Source organism: Streptomyces sp. NPDC051020, from assembly GCF_040683105.1.
GTDB lineage: Bacteria > Actinomycetota > Actinomycetes > Streptomycetales > Streptomycetaceae > Streptomyces.
This window is the reverse complement of record NZ_JBFBCG010000003.1, coordinates 19,438-43,944: the sequence shown is the minus strand read 5'-3', so window position 1 is coordinate 43,944 and position 24,507 is coordinate 19,438. Positions and strand designations below refer to the sequence as shown.

22 protein-coding genes, 2 tRNA genes and 1 pseudogene are annotated in these 24,507 nt (G+C 70.3%); 5 read left to right on the top strand and 20 right to left on the bottom strand.

What is annotated here, in order from left to right:
• Positions 1-90: 90 nt before the first annotated feature.
• The 11 genes from yajC to pgsA all read right to left on the bottom strand — a co-directional run bounded on the left by yajC (position 91) and on the right by pgsA (position 9,152).
• On the bottom strand, positions 91-585 hold the full coding sequence (yajC, locus tag AB0N06_RS02695) for a preprotein translocase subunit YajC (protein WP_366132963.1): 495 nt from the start codon (positions 583-585) through the stop codon (positions 91-93).
• Positions 586-749: 164 nt separating this feature from the next.
• Positions 750-1,811, bottom strand: a complete 1,062-nt coding sequence (ruvB, locus tag AB0N06_RS02690) for a Holliday junction branch migration DNA helicase RuvB (protein ID WP_366132962.1) — start codon at positions 1,809-1,811, stop codon at positions 750-752.
• Positions 1,812-1,894: 83 nt separating this feature from the next.
• Positions 1,895-2,521 (bottom strand): Holliday junction branch migration protein RuvA, encoded by a 627-nt coding sequence (ruvA, locus tag AB0N06_RS02685; protein WP_366132961.1) that lies wholly within the window; start codon positions 2,519-2,521, stop codon positions 1,895-1,897.
• Positions 2,518-3,084, bottom strand: coding sequence for a crossover junction endodeoxyribonuclease RuvC (gene ruvC, locus AB0N06_RS02680; RefSeq protein ID WP_366132960.1), 567 nt, complete (start codon positions 3,082-3,084; stop codon positions 2,518-2,520). The genes ruvA and ruvC overlap by 4 nt, the downstream gene beginning before the upstream one ends.
• A gap of 198 nt (positions 3,085-3,282) precedes the next feature.
• Entirely contained in the window at positions 3,283-4,035 is a 753-nt protein-coding gene (locus tag AB0N06_RS02675; RefSeq protein ID WP_366132959.1) for a YebC/PmpR family DNA-binding transcriptional regulator, read from the bottom strand.
• A gap of 62 nt (positions 4,036-4,097) precedes the next feature.
• Positions 4,098-4,691 (bottom strand): pyridoxal 5'-phosphate synthase glutaminase subunit PdxT, encoded by a 594-nt coding sequence (pdxT, locus tag AB0N06_RS02670; protein ID WP_366132958.1) that lies wholly within the window; start codon positions 4,689-4,691, stop codon positions 4,098-4,100.
• Between the two features lie 6 nt (positions 4,692-4,697).
• A complete protein-coding gene (gene pdxS / locus AB0N06_RS02665; protein WP_266987900.1) occupies positions 4,698-5,618 on the bottom strand; it encodes a pyridoxal 5'-phosphate synthase lyase subunit PdxS in 921 nt (306 codons plus the stop codon).
• 180 nt (positions 5,619-5,798) lie between these two features.
• The gene (locus tag AB0N06_RS02660; RefSeq protein WP_358860771.1) at positions 5,799-6,344 is read right to left on the bottom strand and encodes a hypothetical protein; all 546 of its coding nucleotides are present in this window, start codon (positions 6,342-6,344) and stop codon (positions 5,799-5,801) included.
• Between the two features lie 50 nt (positions 6,345-6,394).
• On the bottom strand, positions 6,395-7,555 hold the full coding sequence (locus AB0N06_RS02655; protein ID WP_366132957.1) for a glycosyltransferase family 4 protein: 1,161 nt from the start codon (positions 7,553-7,555) through the stop codon (positions 6,395-6,397).
• The gene (locus AB0N06_RS02650) at positions 7,552-8,487 is read right to left on the bottom strand and encodes a phosphatidylinositol mannoside acyltransferase (protein ID WP_366132956.1); all 936 of its coding nucleotides are present in this window, start codon (positions 8,485-8,487) and stop codon (positions 7,552-7,554) included. The genes AB0N06_RS02655 and AB0N06_RS02650 overlap by 4 nt, the downstream gene beginning before the upstream one ends.
• Positions 8,484-9,152 carry a phosphatidylinositol phosphate synthase gene (pgsA, locus tag AB0N06_RS02645; RefSeq protein WP_366132955.1) on the bottom strand — a complete coding sequence of 223 codons (669 nt, stop codon included), beginning with the start codon at positions 9,150-9,152 and terminating at the stop codon, positions 8,484-8,486. The genes AB0N06_RS02650 and pgsA overlap by 4 nt, the downstream gene beginning before the upstream one ends.
• A 265-nt stretch (positions 9,153-9,417) precedes the next feature.
• Here pgsA and AB0N06_RS02640 point away from each other — a divergent pair, with 265 nt between their 5' ends.
• Positions 9,418-11,643 carry an elongation factor G-like protein EF-G2 gene (locus tag AB0N06_RS02640; RefSeq protein ID WP_366132954.1) on the top strand — a complete coding sequence of 742 codons (2,226 nt, stop codon included), beginning with the start codon at positions 9,418-9,420 and terminating at the stop codon, positions 11,641-11,643.
• A gap of 147 nt (positions 11,644-11,790) precedes the next feature.
• The gene (locus tag AB0N06_RS02635) at positions 11,791-13,461 is read left to right on the top strand and encodes a hypothetical protein (RefSeq protein ID WP_366132953.1); all 1,671 of its coding nucleotides are present in this window, start codon (positions 11,791-11,793) and stop codon (positions 13,459-13,461) included.
• A gap of 57 nt (positions 13,462-13,518) precedes the next feature.
• Here AB0N06_RS02635 and AB0N06_RS02630 read toward each other — a convergent pair whose 3' ends face one another.
• The gene (locus AB0N06_RS02630; RefSeq protein WP_366132952.1) at positions 13,519-14,079 is read right to left on the bottom strand and encodes an HIT domain-containing protein; all 561 of its coding nucleotides are present in this window, start codon (positions 14,077-14,079) and stop codon (positions 13,519-13,521) included.
• A gap of 67 nt (positions 14,080-14,146) precedes the next feature.
• On the opposite strand from AB0N06_RS02630, the gene AB0N06_RS02625 reads away from it, so the two are divergent.
• The gene (locus AB0N06_RS02625; protein ID WP_366132951.1) at positions 14,147-14,827 is read left to right on the top strand and encodes a potassium channel family protein; all 681 of its coding nucleotides are present in this window, start codon (positions 14,147-14,149) and stop codon (positions 14,825-14,827) included.
• A 28-nt stretch (positions 14,828-14,855) separates the two neighbouring features.
• Here AB0N06_RS02625 and thrS read toward each other — a convergent pair whose 3' ends face one another.
• From thrS to AB0N06_RS02610, 3 genes are all read right to left on the bottom strand, one after another.
• On the bottom strand, positions 14,856-16,832 hold the full coding sequence (gene thrS / locus AB0N06_RS02620; RefSeq protein ID WP_366132950.1) for a threonine--tRNA ligase: 1,977 nt from the start codon (positions 16,830-16,832) through the stop codon (positions 14,856-14,858).
• A gap of 138 nt (positions 16,833-16,970) precedes the next feature.
• Complete coding sequence (locus tag AB0N06_RS02615; protein ID WP_366132949.1) at positions 16,971-18,251, bottom strand: hypothetical protein; 1,281 nt, start codon at positions 18,249-18,251, stop codon at positions 16,971-16,973.
• Entirely contained in the window at positions 18,251-18,817 is a 567-nt protein-coding gene (locus tag AB0N06_RS02610; protein ID WP_266987877.1) for a DUF4365 domain-containing protein, read from the bottom strand. Before AB0N06_RS02610 ends, AB0N06_RS02615 begins: the two co-directional genes overlap by 1 nt.
• Before the next feature lie 194 nt (positions 18,818-19,011).
• Here AB0N06_RS02610 and AB0N06_RS02605 point away from each other — a divergent pair, with 194 nt between their 5' ends.
• Positions 19,012-19,737, top strand: a complete 726-nt coding sequence (locus AB0N06_RS02605) for a 3'-5' exonuclease (protein ID WP_366132948.1) — start codon at positions 19,012-19,014, stop codon at positions 19,735-19,737.
• Between the two features lie 78 nt (positions 19,738-19,815).
• Here the strand turns inward: AB0N06_RS02605 and AB0N06_RS02600 are convergent.
• A tRNA-Val gene (locus tag AB0N06_RS02600) sits at positions 19,816-19,887 on the bottom strand.
• 39 nt (positions 19,888-19,926) lie between these two features.
• Positions 19,927-20,373: an SRPBCC family protein gene (locus tag AB0N06_RS02595; RefSeq protein WP_366132947.1), complete on the bottom strand. Its 447-nt coding sequence runs from the start codon at positions 20,371-20,373 to the stop codon at positions 19,927-19,929.
• An 84-nt stretch (positions 20,374-20,457) separates the two neighbouring features.
• Between AB0N06_RS02595 and AB0N06_RS02590 the strand changes: the two genes are divergently transcribed.
• Positions 20,458-22,965: a hypothetical protein gene (locus AB0N06_RS02590; protein ID WP_366132946.1), complete on the top strand. Its 2,508-nt coding sequence runs from the start codon at positions 20,458-20,460 to the stop codon at positions 22,963-22,965.
• Between the two features lie 112 nt (positions 22,966-23,077).
• On the opposite strand, the pseudogene AB0N06_RS02585 reads toward AB0N06_RS02590, so the two are convergent.
• The 3 genes and pseudogenes from AB0N06_RS02585 to AB0N06_RS02575 all read right to left on the bottom strand — a co-directional run.
• Positions 23,078-23,562, bottom strand: a pseudogene (locus tag AB0N06_RS02585) (extracellular solute-binding protein); the annotation flags it as partial.
• A 219-nt stretch (positions 23,563-23,781) separates the two neighbouring features.
• A tRNA-Val gene (locus AB0N06_RS02580) sits at positions 23,782-23,853 on the bottom strand.
• Between the two features lie 54 nt (positions 23,854-23,907).
• Positions 23,908-24,399, bottom strand: coding sequence for a TIGR02611 family protein (locus AB0N06_RS02575; RefSeq protein WP_366132945.1), 492 nt, complete (start codon positions 24,397-24,399; stop codon positions 23,908-23,910).
• Positions 24,400-24,507: the final 108 nt, after the last annotated feature.

The following is a 24,507-nucleotide window of genomic DNA, read 5'->3' as shown; positions in this document are numbered from 1 at the left end:
GAAGTGTTGTGGGGACCTGCCCCCGCAGAAGATCGCACGGTCCCGGGGATGCCGGACGCTGGTGGGCTCCTGGCATCCCCGGGTCGTGAATTACTTCGCGTCGGCCTCGCCGTCGGCCTTGCCCTCGGACTTCTCGTCGGCCTTGGCGTCCTTCGGCTCGACGTCGTCGGCCTCGGCCTTCTTGCCCAGGTCGATTTTGGCATCGTCCGCGTCGTCCGCGTCGGTGTCGACGTCCGTGTCGGCCTCGACGTGCTCGGTCAGCGAGGACGCGTCGTCCGGCACGACCGCGCCGTCGAGCTCGTCGTCACCGTGGACGATGCGGTTGTACTCCGCGTCGTCCAGGACGGCACCGATGGCGTTCTTGGCGTAGATGGCGTGGACGCCGGGCGCGACCTCGAGGAGAACCGTGTCGTCGTGAAGCTCCTTGACGGTGGCGTACATGCCCCCGATCGTCCGAACGCCGGTGCCGGGCTGCATCTCGTCGCGCATCTGCGCGGCGGCGGCCTGCTTCTTCTTGGCGGACCGGGTCATCAGGAACATGGCCCCGATGAGCACGATGAAGGGGAGGAGAGTCACGGGATTCACGGGACGATTTTCCTTCGCACGACCGCGCTGGAATGCGGCCTGATCTACGGGGGTGGGTACACCGCCCTGTACGGGCGGCATCGGCGGAGTCTAAGCGAGTCCGCATCGATGGAACAACGCCCAGCATCGCACCCTGGTTCCAGTCCGGGCGAACCTGTGACGCATCACGCCCCGAACAGACCCTGTTGTCCCTTTCCGCCGTGCTGAGGGGGGACGAGACCGAGATGTGCCCAGGCCGCGGGGGTGGCGACCCGGCCCCGCGGCGTCCTGGCCAGGAGTCCTTCCCGTACCAGGAAGGGCTCCGCGACCTCCTCGACCGTCTCGCGTTCCTCCCCCACGGCGACCGCGAGGGTGGACAGACCGACCGGTCCGCCGCTGAAGAGCTTCAGGAGCGCGCCGAGCACCGCCCGGTCCAGGCGGTCGAGACCTCGCCCGTCGACCTCGTACACCCCGAGGGCGGCGGAGGCGACGCCGCGGTCGATCCGGCCGTCCGCCTTGACCTGGGCGTAGTCGCGGACGCGGCGCAGCAGCCGGTTGGCGATACGGGGCGTGCCGCGGGAGCGCCCGGCGATCTCGGCTGCGCCCTCGGCGTCTATCGCGACGTCGAGGAGGCGGGCGGAGCGGTGGATGACGCGTTCCAGTTCGGCAGGGGCGTAGAACTCCATGTGCCCGGTGAAGCCGAAGCGGTCGCGCAGCGGGGGCGGCAGGAGTCCGGCCCGGGTGGTGGCGCCCACAAGGGTGAAGGGCGGCAGTTCCAACGGGATGGCGGTGGCACCGGGGCCCTTGCCGACGATGACGTCGACTCGGAAGTCCTCCATCGCCATGTAGAGCATCTCTTCGGCGGGCCGTGACATGCGGTGGATCTCGTCGAGAAAGAGGACCTCGCCCTCCTGGAGGGAGGAGAGGATCGCGGCGAGGTCGCCCGCGTGCTGGATGGCGGGGCCCGAGGTGATCCGGATCGGGGCGCCCATCTCGGCAGCGATGATCATGGAGAGGGTGGTTTTGCCGAGGCCGGGGGCGCCGGAGAGCAGGACGTGGTCGGCGGTGGCGCCGCGAGCCAAGGCGGCCTTCAGGACCAGGTCGAGCTGTTCGCGCACCTTCTCCTGGCCGACGAATTCGTCGAGGTCCTTCGGCCGCAGGGCGGCTTCGACCGCCGTGTCCTCGCCGTCCGCGCCGGCGTCGACGAGGCGCTCGTCGGTCTCGGGTCCGGTGTCGTCCCAGTTCATTCGGTCAGTCCCGCCTCGGGTGTTTCGGTGCCGGGCCGTGCGGTGCCCGGGCGTCGGGGGTGTCGCGTCCGGCCGGCGTGCGGTCAGCGTGCGCGGTTGAGGGTCTGCAGAGCGGCCCGCAGCAGCTGCGGCACGGGCGGCTGGGCGCCCTGTGCCAGCGCGGCCTCGGCCTGCGGGGCGACAGCGGTGACCGCCTCGTCGGCCTCACGGGTCGCGTACCCGAGGCCGATCAGGGCGGCCTGCAGCTGGTCGCGCCACGAAGAGGTGACGGCGGTGCCGACACCCTGGTGACCGATGTGCGCGCCGACGGGCTCGCCCAGTCTGTCCTTCAGTTCGAGGAGGAGTTTCTGTGCGCCCTTCTTGCCGATGCCGGGGACGGCGGTGAGGGCCTTCTCGTCACCGGTGGAGACGGCAAGGCGCAGGACGTCAGGGCTGTGCACGGCGAGCATCGCCTGGGCAAGCCGGGGACCGACGCCGCTGGCGGTCTGGAGCAGCTCGAAGACCTGCCGCTGGTCGTCGTCGGCGAAGCCGTAGAGGGTGAGCGAGTCCTCCCGTACGACGAGGGAGGTGGCCAGCCTGGCCTCCTGGCCGATCCGCAGGTCGGCGAGGGTGTGGGGGCTGCACTGGACGGCCATGCCGATGCCGCCGACCTCGATCACGGCCGTGGTCGGGGCGAGCGCGGCGACGGGGCCGCTGACGAAGGCGATCATCGGGGGACCTTCCGGACGGGAACTGCGGGTGTACGGGAAACGCGAGGACCACGGGCGGCGGCCTCGTGCGCCTGCTGGAGGCGGTTGACGGCCGGGCCCCGCCAGATGTGGCAGATGGCGAGGGCCAGGGCGTCGGCGGCGTCGGCGGGCTTCGGTGGTGCGTCGAGCCGAAGAAGCCGGGTGACCATCGCTCCGACCTGCGCCTTGTCGGCGCGGCCGGTGCCGGTGACGGCGGCCTTGACCTCGCTGGGGGTGTGCAGGGCGACGGGGATGCCGCGGCGGGACGCGCAGAGCATGGCGACCGCACTGGCCTGGGCGGTGCCCATCACCGTACGGACGTTGTGCTGGCTGAACACCCGCTCCACGGCGACGAATTCGGGGCGATGCTCGTCGAGCCACTCCTCGATGCCGCGCTCGATCGCGACCAGCCGGTGGCCGAGCTCGGCATCGGTGGGGGTGCGGACGACGCCGACCCCGAGCATCGTCAGGGGGCGGCCCGCCACTCCTTCGACGACACCGACGCCGCACCGGGTCAGTCCCGGGTCCACGCCCAGTACCCGCATGAAGCGCCCCCTCTGCCGATCGGTCAACTGTTCCCGCAGGCTATCGGCTCGCACTGACAATGCGACGGGCCGACGGGGTGTGTCCCCGTCGGCCCGTCGGCTCCGCCCGCGCGGAGAGTGCCCCTGTACAGCGGCCGGACGCTGCCCGTCTCCGGGGCATCCCCGCTCACGCGGGGATGCGATGCGTCGTCCGCCGTCTCAGGCGTCGACCTTCTCCATGACCTCGTCCGAGACGTCGAAGTTGGCGAAGACGTTCTGCACGTCGTCGCTGTCCTCCAGCGCGTCGATCAGCTTGAAGATCTTGCGCGCGCCTTCCTCGTCCAGCGCGACCTGCATGGTGGGCAGGAAGTTGGCCTCGGCCGAGTCGTAGTCGATGCCCGACTGCTGAAGCGCGGTACGGACCGCGACCATGTCGGTGGCCTCGCTGACGACCTCGTAGGACTCCCCGAGGTCATTGACCTCCTCGGCGCCCGCGTCGAGCACCGCACCGAGGACGTCGTCCTCGGTGAGCTCGCCCTTGGGGACGATGACGACGCCCTTGCGGTTGAAGAGGTACGAGACCGAACCCGGGTCGGCCATCGAACCGCCGTTGCGGGTCATCGCGACACGCACGTCGGAGGCGGCACGGTTGCGGTTGTCGGTGAGGCACTCGATGAGCACCGCGACACCGTTCGGGCCGTAACCCTCGTACATGATGGTCTGGTAATCGACGCCGCCCGCTTCGAGACCGCCACCGCGCTTGACCGCGGAGTCGATGTTCTTGTTCGGGACGGAGCTCTTCTTCGCCTTCTGGATCGCATCGACGAGGGTCGGGTTGCCCTCGGGGTCCACGCCGCCGGTGCGGGCCGCGACCTCGATGTTCTTGATCAGCTTGGCGAAGAGCTTGCCGCGCTTGGCATCAATCACGGCCTTCTTGTGCTTGGTGGTAGCCCACTTAGAGTGGCCGGACATCGCCAGCTCCTTACAACGCGTCGCCAGTAGAAATGAACAACGGAGATCCTACCGGGATCCGTTCACCCCTTGGCGCGCACCATGTCGACGAAGAGTGCGTGAACCCGATGGTCACCGGTCAGTTCCGGGTGGAATGACGTCGCCAGGGCGTTTCCCTGACGTACGGCGACAATATGGCCGCCGTGCTCGGCGATCACCTCGGCCCGGGCGCCTACCGATTCCACCCAGGGGGCGCGGATGAAGACGCCCTCGACCGGGCCGCCCTCGATCCCGGCGACCTCGACGGCGGCCTCGAAGGACTCGTTCTGCCGCCCGAAGGCGTTACGACGCACGATCATGTCGATGCCGCCGACGGTCTCCTGGCCCGAGCGCGGGTCGAGGATCTTGTCGGCCAGCAGGATCATTCCGGCGCACGTGCCGTAGACCGGCATGCCGGCGCGGACCCGCTCGCGCAGAGGTTCCAGCATGCCGAACAGGGTGGCGAGCTTGGACATCGTGGTGGATTCGCCGCCGGGTATGACGAGACCGTCGACCTCGGCGAGTTCTTCGGGGCGCCGGACCGGCCTGGCCAGGGCGTCTGCCGAGGCCAGGGCGATCAGGTGCTCCCGTACGTCGCCCTGGAGAGCCAGGACTCCGATCACAGGGGTGTCGCTCATCTGTGACTACCAGCCGCGGTTGGCGTAGCGCTCGGCCTCGGGCAGGGTGTCGCAGTTGATGCCGACCATGGCCTCGCCCAGGTTGCGGGAGGCGTCCGCGATGATCTTCGGGTCGTCGTAGAAGGTGGTGGCCTTCACGATGGCGGCGGCGCGCTTGGCCGGGTCGCCGGACTTGAAGATGCCGGAGCCGACGAAGACGCCCTCGGCGCCGAGCTGGCGCATCAGCGCGGCGTCGGCCGGGGTGGCGACGCCACCGGCGGAGAACAGCACGACGGGCAGCTTGCCGAGCTCGGCGACCTCCTTGACCAGCTCGTACGGGGCGCGGAGCTCCTTGGCCGCGGCGTACAGCTCGTTGTTGTCGTAGCCGCGCAGCCGGGCGATCTCGTTCTTGATCTGGCGCAGGTGGCGGACCGCCTCGACGACGTTGCCGGTGCCGGCCTCGCCCTTGGAGCGGATCATGGCCGCGCCCTCGGCGATGCGGCGAAGCGCCTCGCCCAGGTTGGTGGCGCCGCAGACGAACGGCGTGGTGAAGGCGAACTTGTCGCTGTGGTTGACCTCGTCGGCCGGCGTGAGGACCTCGGACTCGTCGATGTAGTCGACACCGAGGGACTGCAGGACCTGCGCCTCGACGAAGTGGCCGATGCGGGACTTCGCCATCACCGGGATGGAGACGGCCTCGATGATCTCTTCGATCATGTTCGGGTCGGACATCCGGGCCACACCGCCGTCCTTGCGGATGTCGGCGGGCACCCGCTCCAGGGCCATGACGGCCACGGCACCCGCGTCCTCGGCGATCTTCGCCTGCTCGGCGTTGACGACGTCCATGATCACGCCGCCCTTGAGCTGCTCGGCCATGCCGCGCTTCACGCGGGCGGTGCCGGTAGCCGGGGAATCGGCGGACTGCGGGGTGCTGGGAAGCGTGGACACGGATCGACCTCACTCGGAGAAAAAGATGCTGAAAGTGCTGGGTGATGCACTGCAGAGCAAACTCTCCGGGACCAGTCCACGACAAGGGCCAATAAGAGGCCGGTGGATCGTTTTGGCCCTGTACGACCGCGTACCGCCTCGTACGGCCCCGTACGGGGTGGGCGGCGGCGCCGCGCCCGGTCAGCTGACCGGGCGGTCCGCCAAGGCCACAGGCGGCTCGTCGTCCATCTCGAAGGCCAGCGGGAACGGTGCGTGCCCGGCCAGCCGGAACCAGCGCACCGTGCGGTGGCGGCGCAGCGCCCGCGCCGCCCGCACCGCGTCGTTGTGGAACCGCCGCGCCATCGGCACCCGGCGCACGGCCGCGGCCAGTTCGGACGCCGCCTCCTCACCGCCGGGAATCTCCTTCACCGCCTCCACCTGCGCCGTCTCGCCGAACACCGCCCGCAGCGCGGTGCTGAGCTCGCTCTCCGCCACCTCACGCTGTTCCTCCTCGGACTGCCGGGCGGCGTGCGCGGCCTCGTACAACACGATGGACGCGGCCGGGTCGAGGACACCGGATGTGGCCAGTTCCTGGGTGACCGAGGCGCGGCGCAGCAATTGGGCGTCGAGGGCGGCGCGGGCGGCGTCGATCCGCGTGTGCAGCCGGTCCAGCCGTCCGGCGGTCCAGCTGAGGTACAGGCCGATCGCGACGAGCGCGACGGCGATCCAGATGAGGGTTTCGATCACGGGCCGCAAGGCTACCGTCGAGGGCGCCCTGTCCCGCCCTCCGGCCCGCCTCAGTCCCGGGCCAGCCCGAACCGGGCCCGCAGCCCCGTACGTTCGTCGGTCGCCACCGACGCGGCCCCGTCCGTCACCGTCTCGTACACCGCGAGGATGTCCGCCCCCACCGTCGACCAGTCGAACCGTCGCACATGCGCCCGGCCACGGTCGCTCAGCTCCGCGCGCCGCTCCGGGTCGCCGAGCAACCGGATCGCCGCCGACGCCAGCGCCTCCGCGTCCTCGTTGGCGAACAGTTCGCCCGCCGCCCCCAGGTCCAGTACCTGGGCGAACGCGTCCAGATCGCTGGCGAGGACCGGCGCGCCCGCCGACATCGCCTCGACCAGGATGATCCCGAAGCTCTCGCCACCCGTATTCGGCGCGACATACACATCGACACTGCGCAGCAGCCGCGCCTTGTCCTCGTCGCTCACCATGCCGAGGAATTCGACGCGCTCGCGCATCGCCTCAGGCAGCGAGGCGACCGCCTCCTCCTCGTCGCCGCGCCCCGCCACCAGCAGCCTGGTCTCCGGGCGTGCGGCGAGGATGGCGGGCAGCGCCCGCATCAGGACGGGCAGGCCCTTGCGGGGCTCGTCGATACGCCCGATGAAGCCGATCGTCCCGCCCTGCCACTCGACCTTGGGCTCGGCCTTGTCGAAGAAGCCGACATCGACCCCGTTCGGGATGACGACCGCGTCGCCGCCGAGGTGCTCGACCAGGGTCCGGCGTGCGTACTCGCTCACCGCGATGCGCGCGCTGATCTTCTCCAGCGCGGGCTGCAGGATCGGGTACGCGGCGATCATCGCGCGGGACCGCGGATTGGAGGTGTGGAACGTGGCGACGATCGGTCCCTGCGCGGCCCAGCAGGTGAGCAGGCCGAGTGACGGCGAGGTCGGCTCATGGATGTGGATCACATCGAAGGTGCCGTCGTGCAGCCAGCGGCGCACCCGCGCCGCGGACAGGAAGCCGAAATTCAGCCGGGCGACGGAGCCGTTGTACGGGACGGGCACGGCCCGGCCCGCCGACACCACGTACGGCGGCAACGGCGTCTCGTCGTCGGCGGGAGCCAGCACCGACACCTGGTGGCCCAGGCGGATCAGGTGTTCGGCGAGGTCGCGGATGTGGAACTGGACGCCGCCCGGTACGTCCCAGGAGTACGGGCAGACGATGCCGATCTTCATGGCTGCTCTCCACGGGGTTCGAGGTCGGCGAGCCAGAGCCGCTGCAGCATGTGCCAGTCTTCCGGATGCTCGGCGATTCCGGCGGCGAAGGCATCGGCCAGCGCCTGCGTCATCACAGACGTCTTCTCCGTGCGCGTACCTGACTCGGGCACCTCGACGGCCGGGTGGATCCGGGCCTTCATCACGGGGGTCGCGTCGTACCGGAGCGTCACGGGCAGCAGCAGCGCGCCGGTCTGCTGGGCCAGCAGCGCGGGTCCGGCGGGCATCCGTGCCGTGTCACCGAAGAACTGCACCTCGACGCCGGAGGCGGAGAGGTCGCGGTCGGCGACCAGGCAGACCAGTCCGCCGTCCCGCAGCCGCCGTGCCAGCGTGCCGAAGGCCGACCCGCCGGTGTGCGGCAGGACCTCCATGCCGAGCCCCTCGCGGTAGGCGACGAACCGGTCGTACAGCGACTCGGGCTTCAGCCGCTCGGCGACCGTGGTGAACGGCACCTTCAGATCGGTGGTGACCCAGGCTCCCGCCAGGTCCCAGTTCCCCAGGTGCGGCAGCGCGAGGATCACACCGCGCCCGGCTTCCAGGCCCCCGGTCAGCCGGTGGACGTCCGTGACGTCTATGCCGGCCTTGATCCGCTCCGGGCTCCAGGTGGGCAGCCGGAACGACTCCATCCAGTAGCGCATGTACGAGCGCATCCCGGCCTTGGACAGTGCGGCGAGCCGGGCCGGACTCGCGTCCGGCACCACCCTGGCCAGGTTCGACTCCAGCCGCAGCACGCTCTTGCCACGCCGCTTCCAGACCTGGTCGGCGAGGGTACGGAAGAGCGCCTGGGCGGCCGGCTCCGGGAGCTTCTTGACCGCGCCCCAGCCGAGCCCGTACAGCCCGTCGGTCAGCCGGTCCTTCAGCCCGGTCCTCGGTTCCCGCCCGGCGCCGCTCACTGCGTCGCCTCGCTCCCCCGGTCCGCCGCGGCTGCCGCGTCGGCCTCCGCGGACTCGCGGCGCACGGTCACCACCCGCTGCACCAGCGTCACCAGGCTGCCCACGGCGACGATCCACAGCGCGATCGGCAGCAGGATGTCGACCCCCGGCACACCGAACGTGTGGAGCCCGGCCAGCCCGGCCGCCACCAGCGAGATGACCAGCCGCTCCGCCCGCTCCACCAGACCGTTGACCGCGACCGGCAGCCCGATCGACTCGCCCCGGGCCTTCGTGTAGGAGACCACCTGGCCGCTGGCCAGGCAGAAGATCGCCACCGCGCACATCATGTTGTCGTCGCCGTTGCCCGCGTACCAGAGCGCGAACCCGCCGAAGATCGCTCCGTCGGCGACCCGGTCCAGGGTCGAGTCCAGGAAGGCGCCCCAGCGGCTGGAGATGCCGGCCTGCCGGGCCATGTTGCCGTCGACAAGGTCGGAGAAGACGAAGATCGTGATGACGATCGTGCCCCAGAAGAACTCCCCCATGGGGAAGAAGACCAGCGCACCTGCCACCACTCCGGCCGTACCGATGAGCGTGACCGCGTCAGGGCTCACGCCGAGACGGAGCAGCAGCGCGGCGAACGGTGTGAGGACACGCGTAAAAAATGCACGCGCGTACTTGTTCAGCATGGCCTTCCCGAGGGTCGGTGGGCCGCGCGGCCCCTTCGGCCACCGGCTGGCCCATCGTAGTCACCAGTCGGACGCGTCCACTGTCCGGGCGTCCGTGCTCGGCGTCGGCGTCCGACGTATGGACGCAGCCTGACCGGAGTGGAAAGCTCGAATTACCGCGGGCGTCGTCGTAGCCGCCGCGGCGGCTCTTCAGGCCCGCGCCCTCCTTCTCCCCCACCGCGCCAGGCAATCTCCCCGCACAGCGCACCCCACCGGGAGGCACATCATGGGCGACAAGGCACATGCACACACCGGGGCCGCCGGCAGAGCAGCAACGGCCGACCGGTCCTCCTCCATACGGAACGTGGTGCTGGTCGGCCACAGCGGATCAGGCAAGACCACCCTCGTCGAAGCCCTCGCGCAGACCGCCGGAGCGGTCAACCGGGCCGGCCGGGTCGAGGACGGCGGCACGGTCTCCGACTACGACGAGATCGAACACCGCCAGCAACGCTCCGTACAACTCTCCCTGGTCCCCGTCGAATGGGGCGGGTACAAGATCAATCTGTTGGACACCCCCGGATACGCCGACTTCGTCGGGGAACTCAGGGCCGGTCTGCGAGCAGCGGACGCGGCCCTTTTCGTCGTCTCGGCGGCCCAGGAGGCCGACGCCGTGGTGGGCACCACCCGCGCCGCGTGGGAGGAGTGCGCCGCCGTCGGCATGCCGCGCGCCATCGTCGTCACCCACCTCGACACCGCCCGCACGTCCTTCGACGAGATGACCCGCGTCTGCGGCGAGATCTTCGGGGGCGACGACCCCGACGCCGTACTGCCGCTCTATCTGCCCGTGCTCGGCCCCGAGGGACCGGACGGGCACGCCCCGCTGACCGGGCTCACCGGCCTGCTCACGCAGCGTATCTTCGACTACTCCTCCGGCGAACGGAAAGAGACCCCGCCCGCCGACGACCAGCACGTACCGCTCCAGGACGCCCGTAACCGGCTGATCGAAGGGATCATCGCCGAGAGCGAGGACGAGGCCCTGATGGACCGGTACCTCGGCGGCGAGGACATCGACATCAAGACCCTGATCGACGACCTGGAGCGCGCCGTCGCCCGCGACGCCTTCCACCCCGTCCTCACGGCGGCGCCCGCCGGCGAGGACGGCCGCCAGGGCATCGGTACGGTCGAACTCCTGGATCTGATCACCGGGGGCTTCCCGACCCCGCTGGAGCGCCCGCTGCCCGCTGTCACCACGCCGAGCGGCGCCCTCCGCCCCGCCCCGTCCTGCGACCCCGACGGACCACTGGTGGCCGAAGTCGTCAAGACGGCCTCCGACCCGTACGTCGGCCGCGTCTCCCTGGTCCGCGTCTTCTCCGGCACGCTGCGGCCCGACGAAGCGGTCCACGTGCTCGGCCACGGACTCACCGACCCCGGCCACGAACCCCGTCCGTTCCACGAGGCAGATGTCCGCGTCGGCGCGCTGTCCGCCCCGTTCGGCAAGCAGCAGCGCGCCCTGACCAGCTGCATCGCGGGGGACCTGGCCTGCGTCGCCAAACTGGGCGGCGCCGAGACCGGGGACACCCTCTCTGCTCCGGAGGATCCGCTGCTGATGGAGCCCTGGTCCATGCCCGACCCGCTGCTGCCGCTGGCCATCGAGGCCCACAGCAAGGCGGACGAGGACAAGCTCTCCCAGGGGCTCGCACGGCTCGTCGCCGAGGACCCCACGATGCGCCTCGAACAGAACCAGGACACCCATCAGGTGGTTCTGTGGTGCCTCGGCGAGGCCCATCAGGACGTGGCACTGGACCGGCTGCGTACCCGGTACGGGGTACAGGTCGACACCGTCTCCCACAAGGTGCCCCTGCGCGAGACGTTCGCCGGCCCGTCGACCGGCCGCGGACGGCACGTCAAACAGTCCGGCGGCCACGGCCAGTACGCCATCTGCGAGATCGAGGTGGAGCCGCTGCCACCCGGTTCGGGCATCGAATTCGTCGACAAAGTGGTCGGCGGAGCCGTACCCCGCCAGTTCATCCCGTCCGTGGAGAAGGGGATACGCGCCCAGGCCGCCCGCGGAGTGGCGGCCGGCCACCCCCTCGTCGACGTGAGGATCACCCTGCGGGACGGAAAGGCCCACTCCGTGGACTCGTCCGACGCGGCGTTCCAGGCGGCGGGCGCACTGGCCCTTCGGGAAGCGGCCGCGGAGACCCGGATCCAGCTCCTCGAACCTGTCTCCGAGGTCCAGGTCCTCGTCCCCGACGACTACGTGGGACCGGTCATGAGCGATCTGTCGGGGCGGCGCGGCCGGGTGGTCGGCACCGAGCAGTCAGGGGCGGGGCGCACGCTCGTGCGGGCCGAGGTGCCTGAGCTGGAGATCGGCCGGTATGCGATCGACCTGCGCTCCCTGTCGCACGGCACCGGCCGATTCGACCGGTCGTACGCCCGGCACGAACCGATGCCGCCGCAGCTCGCGGACCGTTTCCGCGAACAGCAGGAAAACACCACGAACAGCGTGTAGTCGGCGACTCCGTCCGCCCTTGTCCACAAGGGCGGACGGAGCTCCGATCCGGACGATACGCTGTGGTCCCAGCTCAGAAGGTGTGCCGGGCACGGCAGTTGGGAAACAGCCGCAGGAGTGGTTCCTTGGCGGCAAGTGGGGGCGACAGTGGCCAACGACGGATTCGATTTCTCTCCCGGAGCGCAGATCCCGCTCCAGGGGGCGGCCGGACAGGCGGTGGCGACGAACGCCCTCGCCTCCGCCGCGTACCGCGACAGCCCGGTGGAAGAGATCCTCAAGGCCGACAGCGAGTGGCACAAGTCCAAGGTCGAGGAAGGCCGGTCCAAGCTCTTCAAGAGCAAGTACTTCACTCCCAACCTCGGCGAGGCATTCTCCCGTGCCGTCCAGGAGCGCATGCTGGGCGGCGCCCGCAAAGCCCTCATCCAGTCCTTCGGCACCGATCCGCAGACCGTCGTCGAGCACTGCCTGTCCGCGAGCCGGCTCCGCAAGGCACGGGACACCAAACTGACCCTGGTGACCGCGCTCTTCGGCTTCCTCTTCCTGCCCGGACTGCTCCTGTGGGTCCTCGCGTTCCGCCTCCGCGACGGCCTGGGCTCCACCAAGGACAAGGCCCTCAGTGCCCTCGGTATCGCCCTGCTCCCCGTCATCGGCGTCGTGGCCCTGATCTTCCTGATCAAACTGCCTGTCGGCGGTCTCCTCGCGCTGTACCTGCGCGCGATGATCGTCGCCCCCGTCATCGGCTGGCTGATCGCCAAACGGATCGCGGAAACCTCCGCCAAGGACATGCGCGCCCGCTGGGAGGGGCTGCTCTCCGGCGGCGGGGTCATCGCCAAGATCCCCGAGGCCGTACCGAAGAATCCCAACGAGACCGCCCGCGAGGCGCTGCGCCAGGGTCTGGAGAAGCTGTCCGCCGAACAGCAGTCCAACTCTGTCTTCTATGCCGGTCCCAAGGGCATCCTCGGCATGGGCACCCGCTGGGGCAGCTGGCAGCTCGCTGAGGAGCTCGTCCCCAAGGAACCCGGCAAGGAGTTCCACCAGTTCCGCAGCTGGGACCTGATTCGCGTCATCCACGACCAGCTCAAGCAGCTGGAACGCGGACCGCTGCACACCGGCGGATTCACCACGCCCTCGGTCACCCACTGGATCGTCTCGCCCGTCGGTGAGAACGCCGACTCGGTCTCCCGCCCGGAGGGCGAGGACGTCTCCACCTTCCAGATCAAGCCGCACGAGATACAGCGCATCTGCAACCACCAGCAGTTCGGCAGCGGCGACCGCCACTACCTGGGTGTCCAGTTCACCCTCTGGGACGGCCAGCTGGTCATCACCATGATGATCACCGTCACGGTGCTTCACGAGACGCTCCGGATCGAGGTCACCGGGCACGCCCTCGGCCCCGTCCACTCGCTCTTCACGAGCAAGCCCGAGGCCAAGACGAAGACGGTCAACAAGACCGTCAGATTCTGGGAGACCCGCAAGATCACTCTCCCGCTGGTGGAGTCCAAGGAGGTCGTCCGCCTGGCCCTGCGCGCCCCCTTCACCTGGTACCCGCCGCTCCTCGACTACCTGGGCGGCAAGATCACCCTCCCGGAGCCGTTCGGTCTGCGCCACGCCTGGGCGGAGAAGCCGTGGCGCCACCGCTTCATGGCGGACGACGCGATGCGCGCCGCCACCCCCGTCCTGCGTGCCGTGCACAGTGCGGCCATGCGTGTCCTGGACGAGAACGGGGTCGACACGGAGCGCTTCGACAACCGGTCCATGATCCTCAGCGGACTGGTGCAGGACCCGATCCCCAAGAAGGCCGACCTGTACGACGCGTAGGGCAGGCGGAAGAGGCGCCCGGGACATCCCGGGCGCCTCGTGCTCGTACCGCTCGGCTCAGACCGCGGGCCAGGCGTCGGCGAGCATCTTCCGGGTATCGGCGAGCAGCTGCGGCAGCACCTTCGTGTGACCGACGACCGGCATGAAGTTGGTGTCACCGCCCCAGCGCGGCACCAGGTGCTGATGCAGATGCGCGGCAATGCCGGCGCCCGCCACCGTCCCCTGATTCATCCCGATATTGAAACCGTGCGCCCCCGAGGCCGCCCGCAGCGCCGTCATCGCCCGCTTGGTGAAGTCGGCCAGCTCCAGGGTCTCCTGACCGTCCAGCTCCGTGTAGTCGGCGACATGCCGGTACGGCACCACCATCAGATGTCCGCCGTTGTACGGATACAGGTTCAGCACGGCATAGACCGTCTCACCGCGCGCCACGATGAGCCCGTCCTCGTCCGACTTCGCCGGGATCGCACAGAACGGGCAGCCGTCGCCGGCCTCCGGGCCGGTAGGCTTGTTCTCACCCTGGATGTACGCCATCCGGTGGGGCGTCCACAGGCGCTGGAACGCGTCGGGCGTTCCCACTCCGATCTGCTGCTCCGGCTCAGTCGTCATGCAGATCAGCATATTGCTTCACTCCTGCGGAGCGTGTCGCCGGGGCCGCCCCCCATCGCCGGGCGACGATCCTGAGGCCATGAGCGACCAGCCCTCGGACTCCTCCACCCCTCTCCGGTTCAGGCGCTGGGAGCAGCGCACGGAGGTGCCGCTCTTCGTCGCGTCGCTGTTCTTCCTCCTCGGGTACGCGGTCCGCATCCTCGTTCCCGACCACACCCAGCCGTGGCGTGACGTCGGCACGACCCTGGTCGTCGCCACCTGGCTCCTCTTCGCGGCGGACTATGCCGTACGGGTCCGGCTCAGCGGCCAGGGTCTGCGTTACCTGCGTACCCACTGGCTGGACACGGTGGTGCTGGTGCTCCCGCTGCTGAGGCCGTTGCGTCTGATCCGGGTCTACACAGCGGTGCAGCGGCAGCGCGAGCGGCCGCGGCTGAGCCTGTACGCCCGGGTGATCAGCTACGCCGGTATGACCGCCCTGCTGCTCGGGTTCTCGGCCGCGCTCGCCGTGTACGACCAGGAGCGCGTGGCTCCGGGCGCCACGATCCGGACGTTCGGCGACGCGGCGTGGTGGGCGTGCGCGACGCTCACCACGGTCGGATACGGGGACGTCGCGCCGGTCACGCCGAGCGGCAGGACCATCGCGGTGGGGCTGATGGTCTGCGGGCTGGCGCTGCTGGGGGCCGTGACGGGTTCGTTCTCGTCGTGGCTGGTGCAGGTGTTCACCCGGGAGGACGAGAAGAGGCCCCCGGAGCGCGGTTAGCGCTCCGGGGGCCTCCCTGGCGGTCGGGTCAGACCTGGACGCGGTCCTCGACGGCCTTCTGGATCTTGGCGATGGCGTCCGCGACCGGGATGCCGTTCTCCTGCGATCCGTCGCGGTAGCGGAAGGAGACGGCGCCGTTGGCCATGTCCTCATCACCCGCGATGATCATGAAGGGCACCTTGGCCTTCTGCTGGTTGCGGATCTTCTTCTGCATCCGGTCCGAGGAGGCGTCCACCTCGACCCGCAGACCCTTCTTCCTGGCCTGCGCAGCGAACTCCTGGAGGTACGGGATGTGCGCGTCGCCGATCGGGATGCCGACCGCCTGGACCGGGGCCAGCCAGACCGGGAACGCACCCGCGTAGTGCTCCAGCAGCACCGCGAAGAAGCGCTCGATGGAACCGAACAGGGCGCGGTGGATCATGACCGGGCGCTGCTTGGTGCCGTCGGGGCCGGTGTACTCCAGGTCGAAGCGCTCCGGCAGGTTGAAGTCGAGCTGCACGGTCGACATCTGCCAGGTACGGCCGATGGCGTCCTTGCACTGGACCGAGATCTTCGGGCCGTAGAAGGCGGCACCACCCGGGTCCGGGACCAGGGGCAGTCCCTGCTTCTCGGCGACCTGGCGCAGCGTCTCGGTCGCTTCTTCCCAGATCTCGTCGGATCCGACGAACTTCTCCGGGTCCTTGGTGGACAGCTCCAGGTAGAAGTCGGTCAGACCGTAGTCGCGCAGCAGGTTCAGGACGAAGGTGAGCGTCCTGTCCAGCTCGTCCGCCATCTGCTCCTTGGTGCAGTAGATGTGCGCGTCGTCCTGCGTGAAGCCGCGCGAGCGGGTCAGGCCGTGCACCACACCCGACTTCTCGTACCGGTACACCGTGCCGAACTCGAAGAGACGCAAAGGCAGTTCACGGTACGAACGGCCGCGCGCATCGAAGATCAGGTTGTGCATCGGGCAGTTCATCGGCTTGAGGTAGTAGTCCACCCCGTCGTCGAGCTGCATGGGCGGGTACATGCCCTCGGCGTACCAGTCCAGGTGACCGGACTTCTCGAAGAGCTTGCCCTTGGTGGCGTGCGGGGAGTAGACGAACTCGTAGCCCTCCTCCTCGTGCCGCCTGCGCGAGTAGTCCTCCATGGCCCGGCGGATGATGCCGCCCTTGGGGTGGAAGACCGCGAGGCCGGGGCCGATCTCGTCGGGGAAGGAGAAGAGGTCCAGCTCGTTGCCGAGCTTGCGGTGGTCCCGCTTGGCGGCCTCCTCCAGGAACTCCAGGTGCGCCTTGAGTTCGTCCTTGGTGGGCCACGCGGTGCCGTAGATGCGCTGGAGCATCGGGTTCTTCTCACTGCCCCGCCAGTACGCCGCGGCGTTCCGCATCAGCTTGAACGCCGGGATGTTCCGGGTGGTCGGCAGGTGCGGACCGCGGCAGAGGTCCTTCCAGCACAGGTCGCCGGTCTTCGGGTCGAGGTTGTCGTAGATGGTCAGCTCGCCGCCGCCCACCTCGACATTCGCGCCGTCCTCCGAGGAGGCCGAGCCCTTGATGCCGATGAGCTCAAGCTTGTACGGCTCGTCGGCAAGCTCCTCGCGGGCGGCCTCGTCGGTGACGACCCGGCGGGAGAACCGCTGTCCCCGCTTCTGGATCTCCTGCATCTTCTTCTCGATGGCTTTGAGGTCCTCGGGCGTGAACGGCTTCTCGACGTCGAAGTCGTAGTAGAAGCCGTCCTTGACCGGCGGGCCGATGCCGAGCTTGGCCTCCGGGAAGAGCTCCTGCACTGCCTGCGCCATGACGTGCGCGGTGGAGTGCCGGAGGATGTTCAGGCCGTCCTCGGAGGAGATTTCGACGGGCTCGACGACCTCGCCGTCGGCGACGACGTACGCGAGGTCCTTCAGCTCACCGGCCACCCGGGCGGCGACAACGGTGCGCTCGCCGGGGAAGAGCTCGGCAGCCGTAGTGCCCGTCGTCACCACGCGCTCTTCCCGCTCGGAATCGCGTTGGATGATCACACGGACGTCTGACACCGGTCTCTCCTGACTGAAGGGGGGTGCGCGCCATATTCCACTGCGCACGCAAGAGGAATCGTACCGAGCCGACGGCCCCCTTCGCGAAAGGGTTCGTTCCGGCAGTCGGCGGTCACCGCGCCGGGTCCCTCTCTCCGGCTACTCGCCCGTGCAGGCCTCCTCGAAGTAGTCGACGTTCTCCTGGAGCGATTTCATCAGCCGGTCCCGCTCCGCCTCGTCGACCTGTACGGGCACCACCTGCGAGGCCCGGGTCAGCCGCCGGAAGCCGCCCCGGCTCTCCAGTCGCCCCTCCACCCGGATCGGCAGTCCGACGAGGTGGGCGTGGCCCGCGATCCGGTACGCCTCCTCGTCGAGCTCCAGCCGCACGTGCGGCACCTCCGCGCCCGCCAGCACCCGCAGCCGCACGATTCCCGCGCCGCGCGGTCCCGAGCGGCGCAGCCGGACGACCGCACCGGTGATCCGGACCGCGACGGCGGGTTCGTCCTGCTGGTAGCGGGCTCCCGCCCGGCGCAGGGCGGGCAGGTCGCCCGGCGAGAACTCCACTGGTTCGGGCCGGGCAGGGCAGCCTTCGGGGGTTCCTGCGGCGGGTGCCCAGGCGAGCGAGATCCTGGTGCCCTCCGAGCCGCGGACCAGCGCGATCACGGCCTCGGTCAGCTCCCGGCTGACACCCGCCTCGACGGCACTGCCGAAGGCTTCCATGCCTCCGGTGGCGCGCTGGAAGTCGATGGCTTCGCGGGTAGCGTGCAGGGCGTGGTAGAGCCGTACGGCGACGTCCCGGCCGGTTTCGACGGGGAGACAGGCAGTGAGGTCGCGGCCGCCCGGCGCGGGTCCGACGAGGATGCCTTCGAGCGCGGCGAGGGCCCTTCGGCGGTGGCGTGTGCCATGGAACCCGGTACGGGCCCGTACGGCGAGCGCTCCGGCGAGCAGCATCTGCCGGGCCGCGGCGCGAAGCTGCTCCGCGGCAGTCCAGCCGGCCGCTCCGGCGGCACCGGCGGGACCGGCGGCGCCGTCGGGGACATCGCGCCACCAGCGGATCTCGTCGCTGGGCACGGCGAGGGAGACCAGCACATCGCGTGCGGAGGGGACGGCGCTGCGGGCGAGCGCCGTGAGTGCTTCGCCGAGCAGGTCCTCGCTGTCGGGGAAGGCGGTGGTGTCGGGTACGAGCAGGCTCGTGCCGCCGGAGGGTGCCGCGGCCCCCGGTGGGGTCCATCGGCTGTACCGTCCGGCCGCACCGCCGCGGCGGTGCCAGCCGTGCCGGTCGAGCAGGACGCCGAGGACCGCGGGGTCGACGCGGGCGGGATCGGGAATGTCCCCGGAGGGTGGCAGGGCGGTGGGCCAGTGGGTCACGGTCTCGCTGGGGTGTGGTCGCGTGCCCGACGGGATCGTGCTGTCGGCGGGCTCGTCCATCGGCCGGTGCATCAGGGTCTCCCTCCCGCCCCGACCCGCGTCATGATCTCGCAGAGCGCGCGGTCGTCGAATATGCGCGTGGTCGGGATCCGCACAGTGGTCCTGTGCCGGCCTGTCACCGCGTGACCGGCCAGGTTGGTCCAGTAGCAGCAGTGCCGCAGGTCGAGCCGTTCGTGCCCGGCGCGCAACCAGTCGTCCTGGCTGCGCGGTACGAGCATCACGACCAGGATCTTGTGCACCGACACGGGCGTCCGGGCGAGCTTCACGAGGTGGGCGTTGTCCAGCGTGAAGGCGAACGTCGGTCCGGGTGGGTGCGGCGGTATCTGGTAGGTGCATTTGAGCTGCACCTTGATGGTCACCTCGTCGTCGACGGTGTGGCCCGGGGCGCCGTGGCTGACATGCCAGTCGATGCCGTTGTCGGGAAAGGGCTGCGACAGGGAGCACCCTGCCGCGGCCGCGACCGCGTGCAGGTAGCCCACCTGAAGCGTCTCCATGCAGGCGGTGGTGGCGAGTGTGCCGCGCAGCGGAGCGATCCGCTGGGGCAACAGCCCGCTCGGGTCGGGCTGCGCGAGCGCCATGGCTCCGTATGCCTTCCGGGCTGTGCCGATCGGTTGGTTCGGTCGGTGCGTCCTCAGGCAACTTCTGTGCCTGTCCTTTGTGTTGTCACCGCAGCGAGCGGTCCGCAAACGGCGTATCAGGCAAAGGGCGCGGGTATCACCGAATCGGGCAGGGGGATCACGCCATCTGCCGGTCAGGCACGAGGAGTTCGGGGATGACTCACTGGTACGAGGGGCCGCTGGCCGCTTTTGACACCGAGACGACGGGAGTGGACGTAGAGGAGGACCGGATCGTTTCGGCCTCCCTGGTCGTCCAGGACGCGGCGGGCGGGCGCATGCGCGTCACTCGCTGGCTGGTGAATCCGGGGGTTCCGGTGCCCGTGGGGGCGACCGAGATCCACGGTCTGACCGATGACCATCTGCAGCGCAACGGCCGGTGGCCCGCGCCCGTGGTGGAGGAGATAGCCCGGGCACTGGCCGAGCAGTGGGCGGCGGGACGCCCGCTCGTCGTGATGAACGCACCGTTCGATCTGACGCTGCTCGACCGGGAGCTGAAGCGGCACCGGGCGTCGTCACTGGCCGGCTATCTGGGGAACACGCCGCTGTGCGTGCTGGATCCCCGGGTCCTGGACAAGCACCTGGACCGCTACCGCAAGGGGCGGCGCACGCTCACCGATCTCTGTGCGCTGTACGAGGTGGTGCTGGACGGCGCTCATGACGCGGCGGCCGATGCGGCGGCGTCGCTGGAGCTGGTACGGGCGGTGGGGCGGCGCTTTTCGTCGCGGCTGGAGCGGCTGTCCCCGGCGGAGCTGCACGCGCTGCAGGCGGTGTGGCATGCGGCGCAGGCGCGCGGTCTGCAGGCGTGGTTCGCGAAGAGCGGGACACCGGAGGCGGTGGATCCGTCCTGGCCGCTGCGTCCTGAGCTGCCCGCCGCCGCGTGATCCCGGACGCCCCGGGGTGATTCCGGACATGAAGAGGCCGGTCCGTCGATGGTGCTGACGGACCGGCCTCTCCCGGGGTGGGCGATACTGGTTTCGAACCAGTGACCTCTTCGGTGTGAACGAAGCGCTCTCCCACTGAGCTAATCGCCCGGGAACGCACTGAACCATACAGGTCTCGGCGGGTGTGGTTCAAACTGCTTCGAGTCGGGCCGCCAGTCCGCGGCGTCCCGCCCGCATCATCAGGGCGTGGTTCGCCCGGAACACCGCACGTCCGGGCACCGCGAGCAGCCGCATGATCCGCCGCCGCACCTCGACCTCCTGCTCGTACGTGGCACGGCTGCCGGCGCCGTGCGCGGTGACGGTCCAGCGGGCCCAGCCGTCGAGGTCGCCGTCGAGGGTCACTTCGAGGATCCCGGCCGCGGGGTCGCGGCGGCTCGCGCGGACAGTCAGGACCAGGTCGTACGGGAGGGCGGAGCGGACGCGCACGGTTCCGGTGGTGTCGTCGACCGAGGTGACCTCGCGAACCTGCGGCCACCACTGCGGGTACTCCTCGGCGCGTTCCAGGATTCCGTACACGGCATCGGGTGGGGAGGAAACGTCCCAGATGCTCACAAAGCGGTAGCGGCTCCAGTCCATGGGTCCCAGTCTGCGCGTACTCAGTCCCGTACCTGAGTAGCCGAGCGCATGTCCGGATCTGTGGGCCGCGCCACACTCCCGGATATGGAACATGTGCCGCCACCCGCCGAGGAATTGGCGCTCCTCGACCGCGAACTGGTCCGGCTGGACGCCCGCCGGATGCAGTTGCTGACCCGTCGCGCCTGGCTGGTGAGTGTGCTGCAGCCGCCGGCCGCCCCGCCCGCCGCTTCTCCGGGACCGGCGTCCGCGGCGCCTACCGGACCGGCGCAGCCGTATCCGCAGTGGCCCGCGCCCCCGTTCGGCTCTCCCGGTGCGCCGGTCCCGCCGCGCAACGCCCAAAATGTGCTGCAGAGTCTCGGCGGGCTGCTGCTGACGATCGCGGCGATCGCGTTCACCCTGGTCAGCTGGGGTCATATGGGGATAAGCGGCCGCTCTGCGGTGCTCGCCCTGGTGACGGTCGCGGCGTCGGCCGCGCCCGCGCTGCTGCTGCGCCGCGGTCTGTCGTCGACGGCCGAGTCGCTCGGTGCGCTGGCTCTGGTGCTGATGGTGCTGGATGCGTACGCGCTGCACGCGGTGGCGGCGCCGGACACGGACGGTCTCGGGTTCACCGCGGTCGCGTCGGCGGTCCTCGCCGTGGTGTGGACGGCGTACGGTCTGGCACTCGGCAAGCTTCGTCTGCCGCTGCCGGTGGCCGTGGTGAGTGCGCAATTCACGTGGGTGCTGTGGGCGTGGTCGGCAGACGCGCCGGCCTCGGGCTTCGGTTGGGCGCTGGTGCTGACGGCGTTGCTGGACTCTGCGATCGCCCGGTGGGGCAAGGGCGTTGGGGTCCGGGTGACCGCGTCCGTCTGCGGATGCGTGACGGGGCTCTCCGGGGTGCTGGTGGCGCTGACGCAGTCGGTGACGGCTGGTTCGCCCCTCTCCGCCGTTGCCCCGGGGGCACTGTTGCTGGCGGGAGCGGCGGTCGCGCTGTTCGCGGTGTGGCGGGCACCGAAGGAGATCGCGGTGGCCGGTGGAGTGGTGGCCGGGCTGGCGGTGGTCGCGGCTGTGGGTGGTGTGCTGCGCGCGGGGGTCGCCGAGGACTGGTCGGTTCCGGTGTATCTGCTGTGCGGTCTGGTGCTGTGTGCGGCGGTACGGGCTCCGCTGCCCCGGCCGGCCGGGCAGGGTGTGCTGTGGGCGTCGGCCGCGGTGGTTTCGGGCGCGGTACTGGCGGCGGCACCGGCAGCCGCCATGACGCTGGCGGGTCCGCTGTCGCGGCCGGCCCCGGTGTGGTCGGGTGCACCGGACGGCAGTGCGCGCGGTGCTCTGGGGCTGGCGGGCGCGGAGTGGTCGCAGCTGTACACGGCGCCGGTGATTCTGCTGGTGGTGGCCGGTCTGCTGGGGGCGGCGCACCGCTGGTGGCCCCAGTGGGTGCGAGTGGCCGGTGCGGTGATCTCCCCGGGCGAATCGTGGCGGGGTGCGGCCGGGGCCGGTGCGTTGGTGACCGGGTGGGCGGGGCTGCTGGTGGTGCCGGCCCAGCTGGACGCTCCGTACGCGGCCGCGGTGGTGGTGCAGTTGGCGCTGATCGCGGCGCTTCTCGCCGGGGCAGTACGGGTGTTGCGTCGCGGGGCGGGCCCCGTCACACCGGTGGCGCTGGTGTGCGGTGCGGTCGGGACGGTGAGCGCGGGAGCGCTGTCACTGGCCGCGGAGCCCGCCACCTATGCGGTCTTCGGGGCGCTGCTGGTGCTGTTCGCGGCGGCCGCGGCGGGGACGCGTGCCGAAGGGTCGCCGACGGCCCGGGTGGTGCAGGGAGTTCTGGCGTGTGCGGCGGTGGTGTGCGGGACGGTGCTCGCCGGAGCCGTAGGGGTGTCGCTGGAGCTCACGACGTACCGGGCCGCGCCGATCATGCTGGTCGTCCCCACGCTGACAGTGCTGATCGGGGCGCGGCTGCGGGGCGGCCCGCCGGCGCTGCCGGTCGAGCTGACCGGCGCCGTGGCGGGTGCGGTGGCGATCGCGATGGCCGCACCGGACAGGCCGTACCTGGCGCTGGTGCTCGCGCTGTGCGGGGTGCTGGCGGCGGGTACGGCGGTGCGCGCGCAGCGGCGGCCGGCGGCCGGATATGTGGCGGCGGTCCTGTTCGTCCTGGCGACGTGGGTGCGGTTGTCGGCTTCCGGGGTGTCGACTCCGGAGGCGTACTCCCTGCCGGTGACGGTGCCCGCGCTGGTGGTCGGTGTGATGCGGCGGCGCCGCGATCCGGCGGCGTCCTCGTGGACGGCGTACGGGGCGGGCCTTGCGGCGACGCTGGTGCCGAGTCTCGTCGCGGCCTGGACCGACCCGTCGTGGGTCCGGCCGCTGCTGCTCGGCGTGGTGGCGCTGGCGCTCACGCTCGCCGGGGCCCGGCTGCGGCTGCAGGCGCTGCTGCTGCTCGGCGGCGCGGTGCTGGCATTGGACGCCCTGCACGAACTGGCGCCCTATGTCGTCCAGGTGGTCGGTGCGCTGCCGCGCTGGCTGCCGCCTGCGCTCGCGGGTGTGCTGCTGCTGGTGGTCGGGGCGACGTACGAGCAGCGGCTGCGGGACGCGCGGCGACTGAAGGACGCCCTGGGCCGGATGTGCTGAGGGAACACGTGACCGGCGGGCCGGCCCGGGGCGTGCCTCGCCTGCCTCAGGCCGGCGACCAGTCCGAGGTTCTCGATGGCGGCGGGTCCGTACAGCGCGGCGTCATGGGGCAGACACGGGCGAAGGTGTTGCCGCCGACCGGGACACCGTGCAGTTTCCCGTTGACGTCACCCGCCTTCTCCAGTCCGGCCGGAAGTTCTCCACGCTGAGATCTCCGGCCTTCACCTGGGAATTGAGGTCAAGCAGAACCCGCTTGTCGTCGAACGTGCGCAGGAATGCGACGGAGTTCTGGAAGACGTCGGGGACATTGCCCGCGGAGGCCTGGGTGTTGAACTTCTTCCAGAAAGTCCCGTAGTCCTGGAAGTCCGTCCTGACCTTGATGTTCGGATACTCCTTCCCGAACAGCGCGATCGTCTTGTTGATCGGCGCGGCCCGCTCCTGACCGCCCCACCACGCGTAGCGGATCTCGGCCTTTCCGCCAGCTCCGGCACCCCCGCCGCCCCCGCCGCCCCCGCCACAGTCGGAGGCCATCGGCCCCGGAACCGCCACACCGATGCCTACCGCACGGAGCCCCTGGGCACTCCGCCACGTCCTCATGACACACCTCGGGCAGGCAGCGTCAACAGTTGGGATGGAATCCGCCGAAGCGCTTGAACCTCGCGCCGCGCGGCAGGGATCCGCGACGGGCGGGTCGGCGACAGGACAGCGTACGGACGGCCTCGTACCGCTGCGGAAACAGGCGGGAGGGCGCCCGATCGGTGCGGGAAACGCAGAGGGCCCGTGAGACTCTGCAGTCTCACGGGCCCTCTGTCCCGGTGGGCGATACTGGTTTCGAACCAGTGACCTCTTCGGTGTGAACGAAGCGCTCTCCCACTGAGCTAATCGCCCGGGCACACCGCAAACATTACCCCATGTCAGCGGCGCTCTCCGACCACCCCCGGGTCACTCGTGGATCTTCCACGGCATCATGATTCCGAACTTCCAGACATAGATCCCGACCAGCACGGCGATGATCACGAGTCCAGTCACGGTGAGGATGATGTTCCGCCGCCGAACCTTCGGATCGAGCGCCTTCTGGGCGGCCTCGGTGACCTTCCGGCGCGTCCAGTGCAGCACCAGCTGCGCCCAGACGAACTCGGTCGCCCAGATCGCCATGCCGCCGAAGATCACCAGCCAGCCGGGCCCGGGCAGGGGCAGCATGATGACGCCCCCCACGACCACGGCGAGACCGATCACGAAGACGCCGACCTGCCAGCTCATGTGCAGGGCCCTGGACGCCTTGACGAACCCGGGCGCCCGGGAGCCGAACGCCCGCTCCTCCTTGACCACACCCTCGGTGACGTCGGGCGCCACTTTCCCCGTCACGCCCCCCGCGGAGGGCGCCGGGGCCGCCGCTCCGTCGATCTCGTCCCGCGCGTCACTCTCCGCATTCATGGGCCCAATCTACCGGAACGGCCTTTGTCACCGGAATGGCCGCATAACCCAAAGTTACACACCGCCGCGTGAGCGACCTGAAGGACCACAAAAGGGTCAGAGGGGTTT

Bases quoted from the DNA above. Each gene is read 5' to 3' on its own strand.
- ruvB (WP_366132962.1), bottom strand. From the start codon at position 1,811: ATGAACTGGGACGACACCGGACCCGAGACCGACGAGCGCCTCGTCGAC.
- ruvA (WP_366132961.1), bottom strand. From the start codon at position 2,521: ATGATCGCCTTCGTCAGCGGCCCCGTCGCCGCGCTCGCCCCGACCACG.
- ruvC (WP_366132960.1), bottom strand. From the start codon at position 3,084: ATGCGGGTACTGGGCGTGGACCCGGGACTGACCCGGTGCGGCGTCGGT.
- AB0N06_RS02675 (WP_366132959.1), bottom strand. From the start codon at position 4,035: ATGTCCGGCCACTCTAAGTGGGCTACCACCAAGCACAAGAAGGCCGTG.
- pdxT (WP_366132958.1), bottom strand. From the start codon at position 4,691: ATGAGCGACACCCCTGTGATCGGAGTCCTGGCTCTCCAGGGCGACGTA.
- AB0N06_RS02655 (WP_366132957.1), bottom strand. From the start codon at position 7,555: ATGAAGATCGGCATCGTCTGCCCGTACTCCTGGGACGTACCGGGCGGC.
- pgsA (WP_366132955.1), bottom strand. From the start codon at position 9,152: ATGCTGAACAAGTACGCGCGTGCATTTTTTACGCGTGTCCTCACACCG.
- AB0N06_RS02640 (WP_366132954.1), top strand. From the start codon at position 9,418: ATGGGCGACAAGGCACATGCACACACCGGGGCCGCCGGCAGAGCAGCA.
- AB0N06_RS02630 (WP_366132952.1), bottom strand. From the start codon at position 14,079: ATGCTGATCTGCATGACGACTGAGCCGGAGCAGCAGATCGGAGTGGGA.
- AB0N06_RS02625 (WP_366132951.1), top strand. From the start codon at position 14,147: ATGAGCGACCAGCCCTCGGACTCCTCCACCCCTCTCCGGTTCAGGCGC.
- AB0N06_RS02615 (WP_366132949.1), bottom strand. From the start codon at position 18,251: ATGCACCGGCCGATGGACGAGCCCGCCGACAGCACGATCCCGTCGGGC.
- AB0N06_RS02610 (WP_266987877.1), bottom strand. From the start codon at position 18,817: ATGGCGCTCGCGCAGCCCGACCCGAGCGGGCTGTTGCCCCAGCGGATC.
- AB0N06_RS02605 (WP_366132948.1), top strand. From the start codon at position 19,012: ATGACTCACTGGTACGAGGGGCCGCTGGCCGCTTTTGACACCGAGACG.
- AB0N06_RS02595 (WP_366132947.1), bottom strand. From the start codon at position 20,373: ATGGACTGGAGCCGCTACCGCTTTGTGAGCATCTGGGACGTTTCCTCC.
- AB0N06_RS02590 (WP_366132946.1), top strand. From the start codon at position 20,458: ATGGAACATGTGCCGCCACCCGCCGAGGAATTGGCGCTCCTCGACCGC.
- AB0N06_RS02575 (WP_366132945.1), bottom strand. From the start codon at position 24,399: ATGAATGCGGAGAGTGACGCGCGGGACGAGATCGACGGAGCGGCGGCC.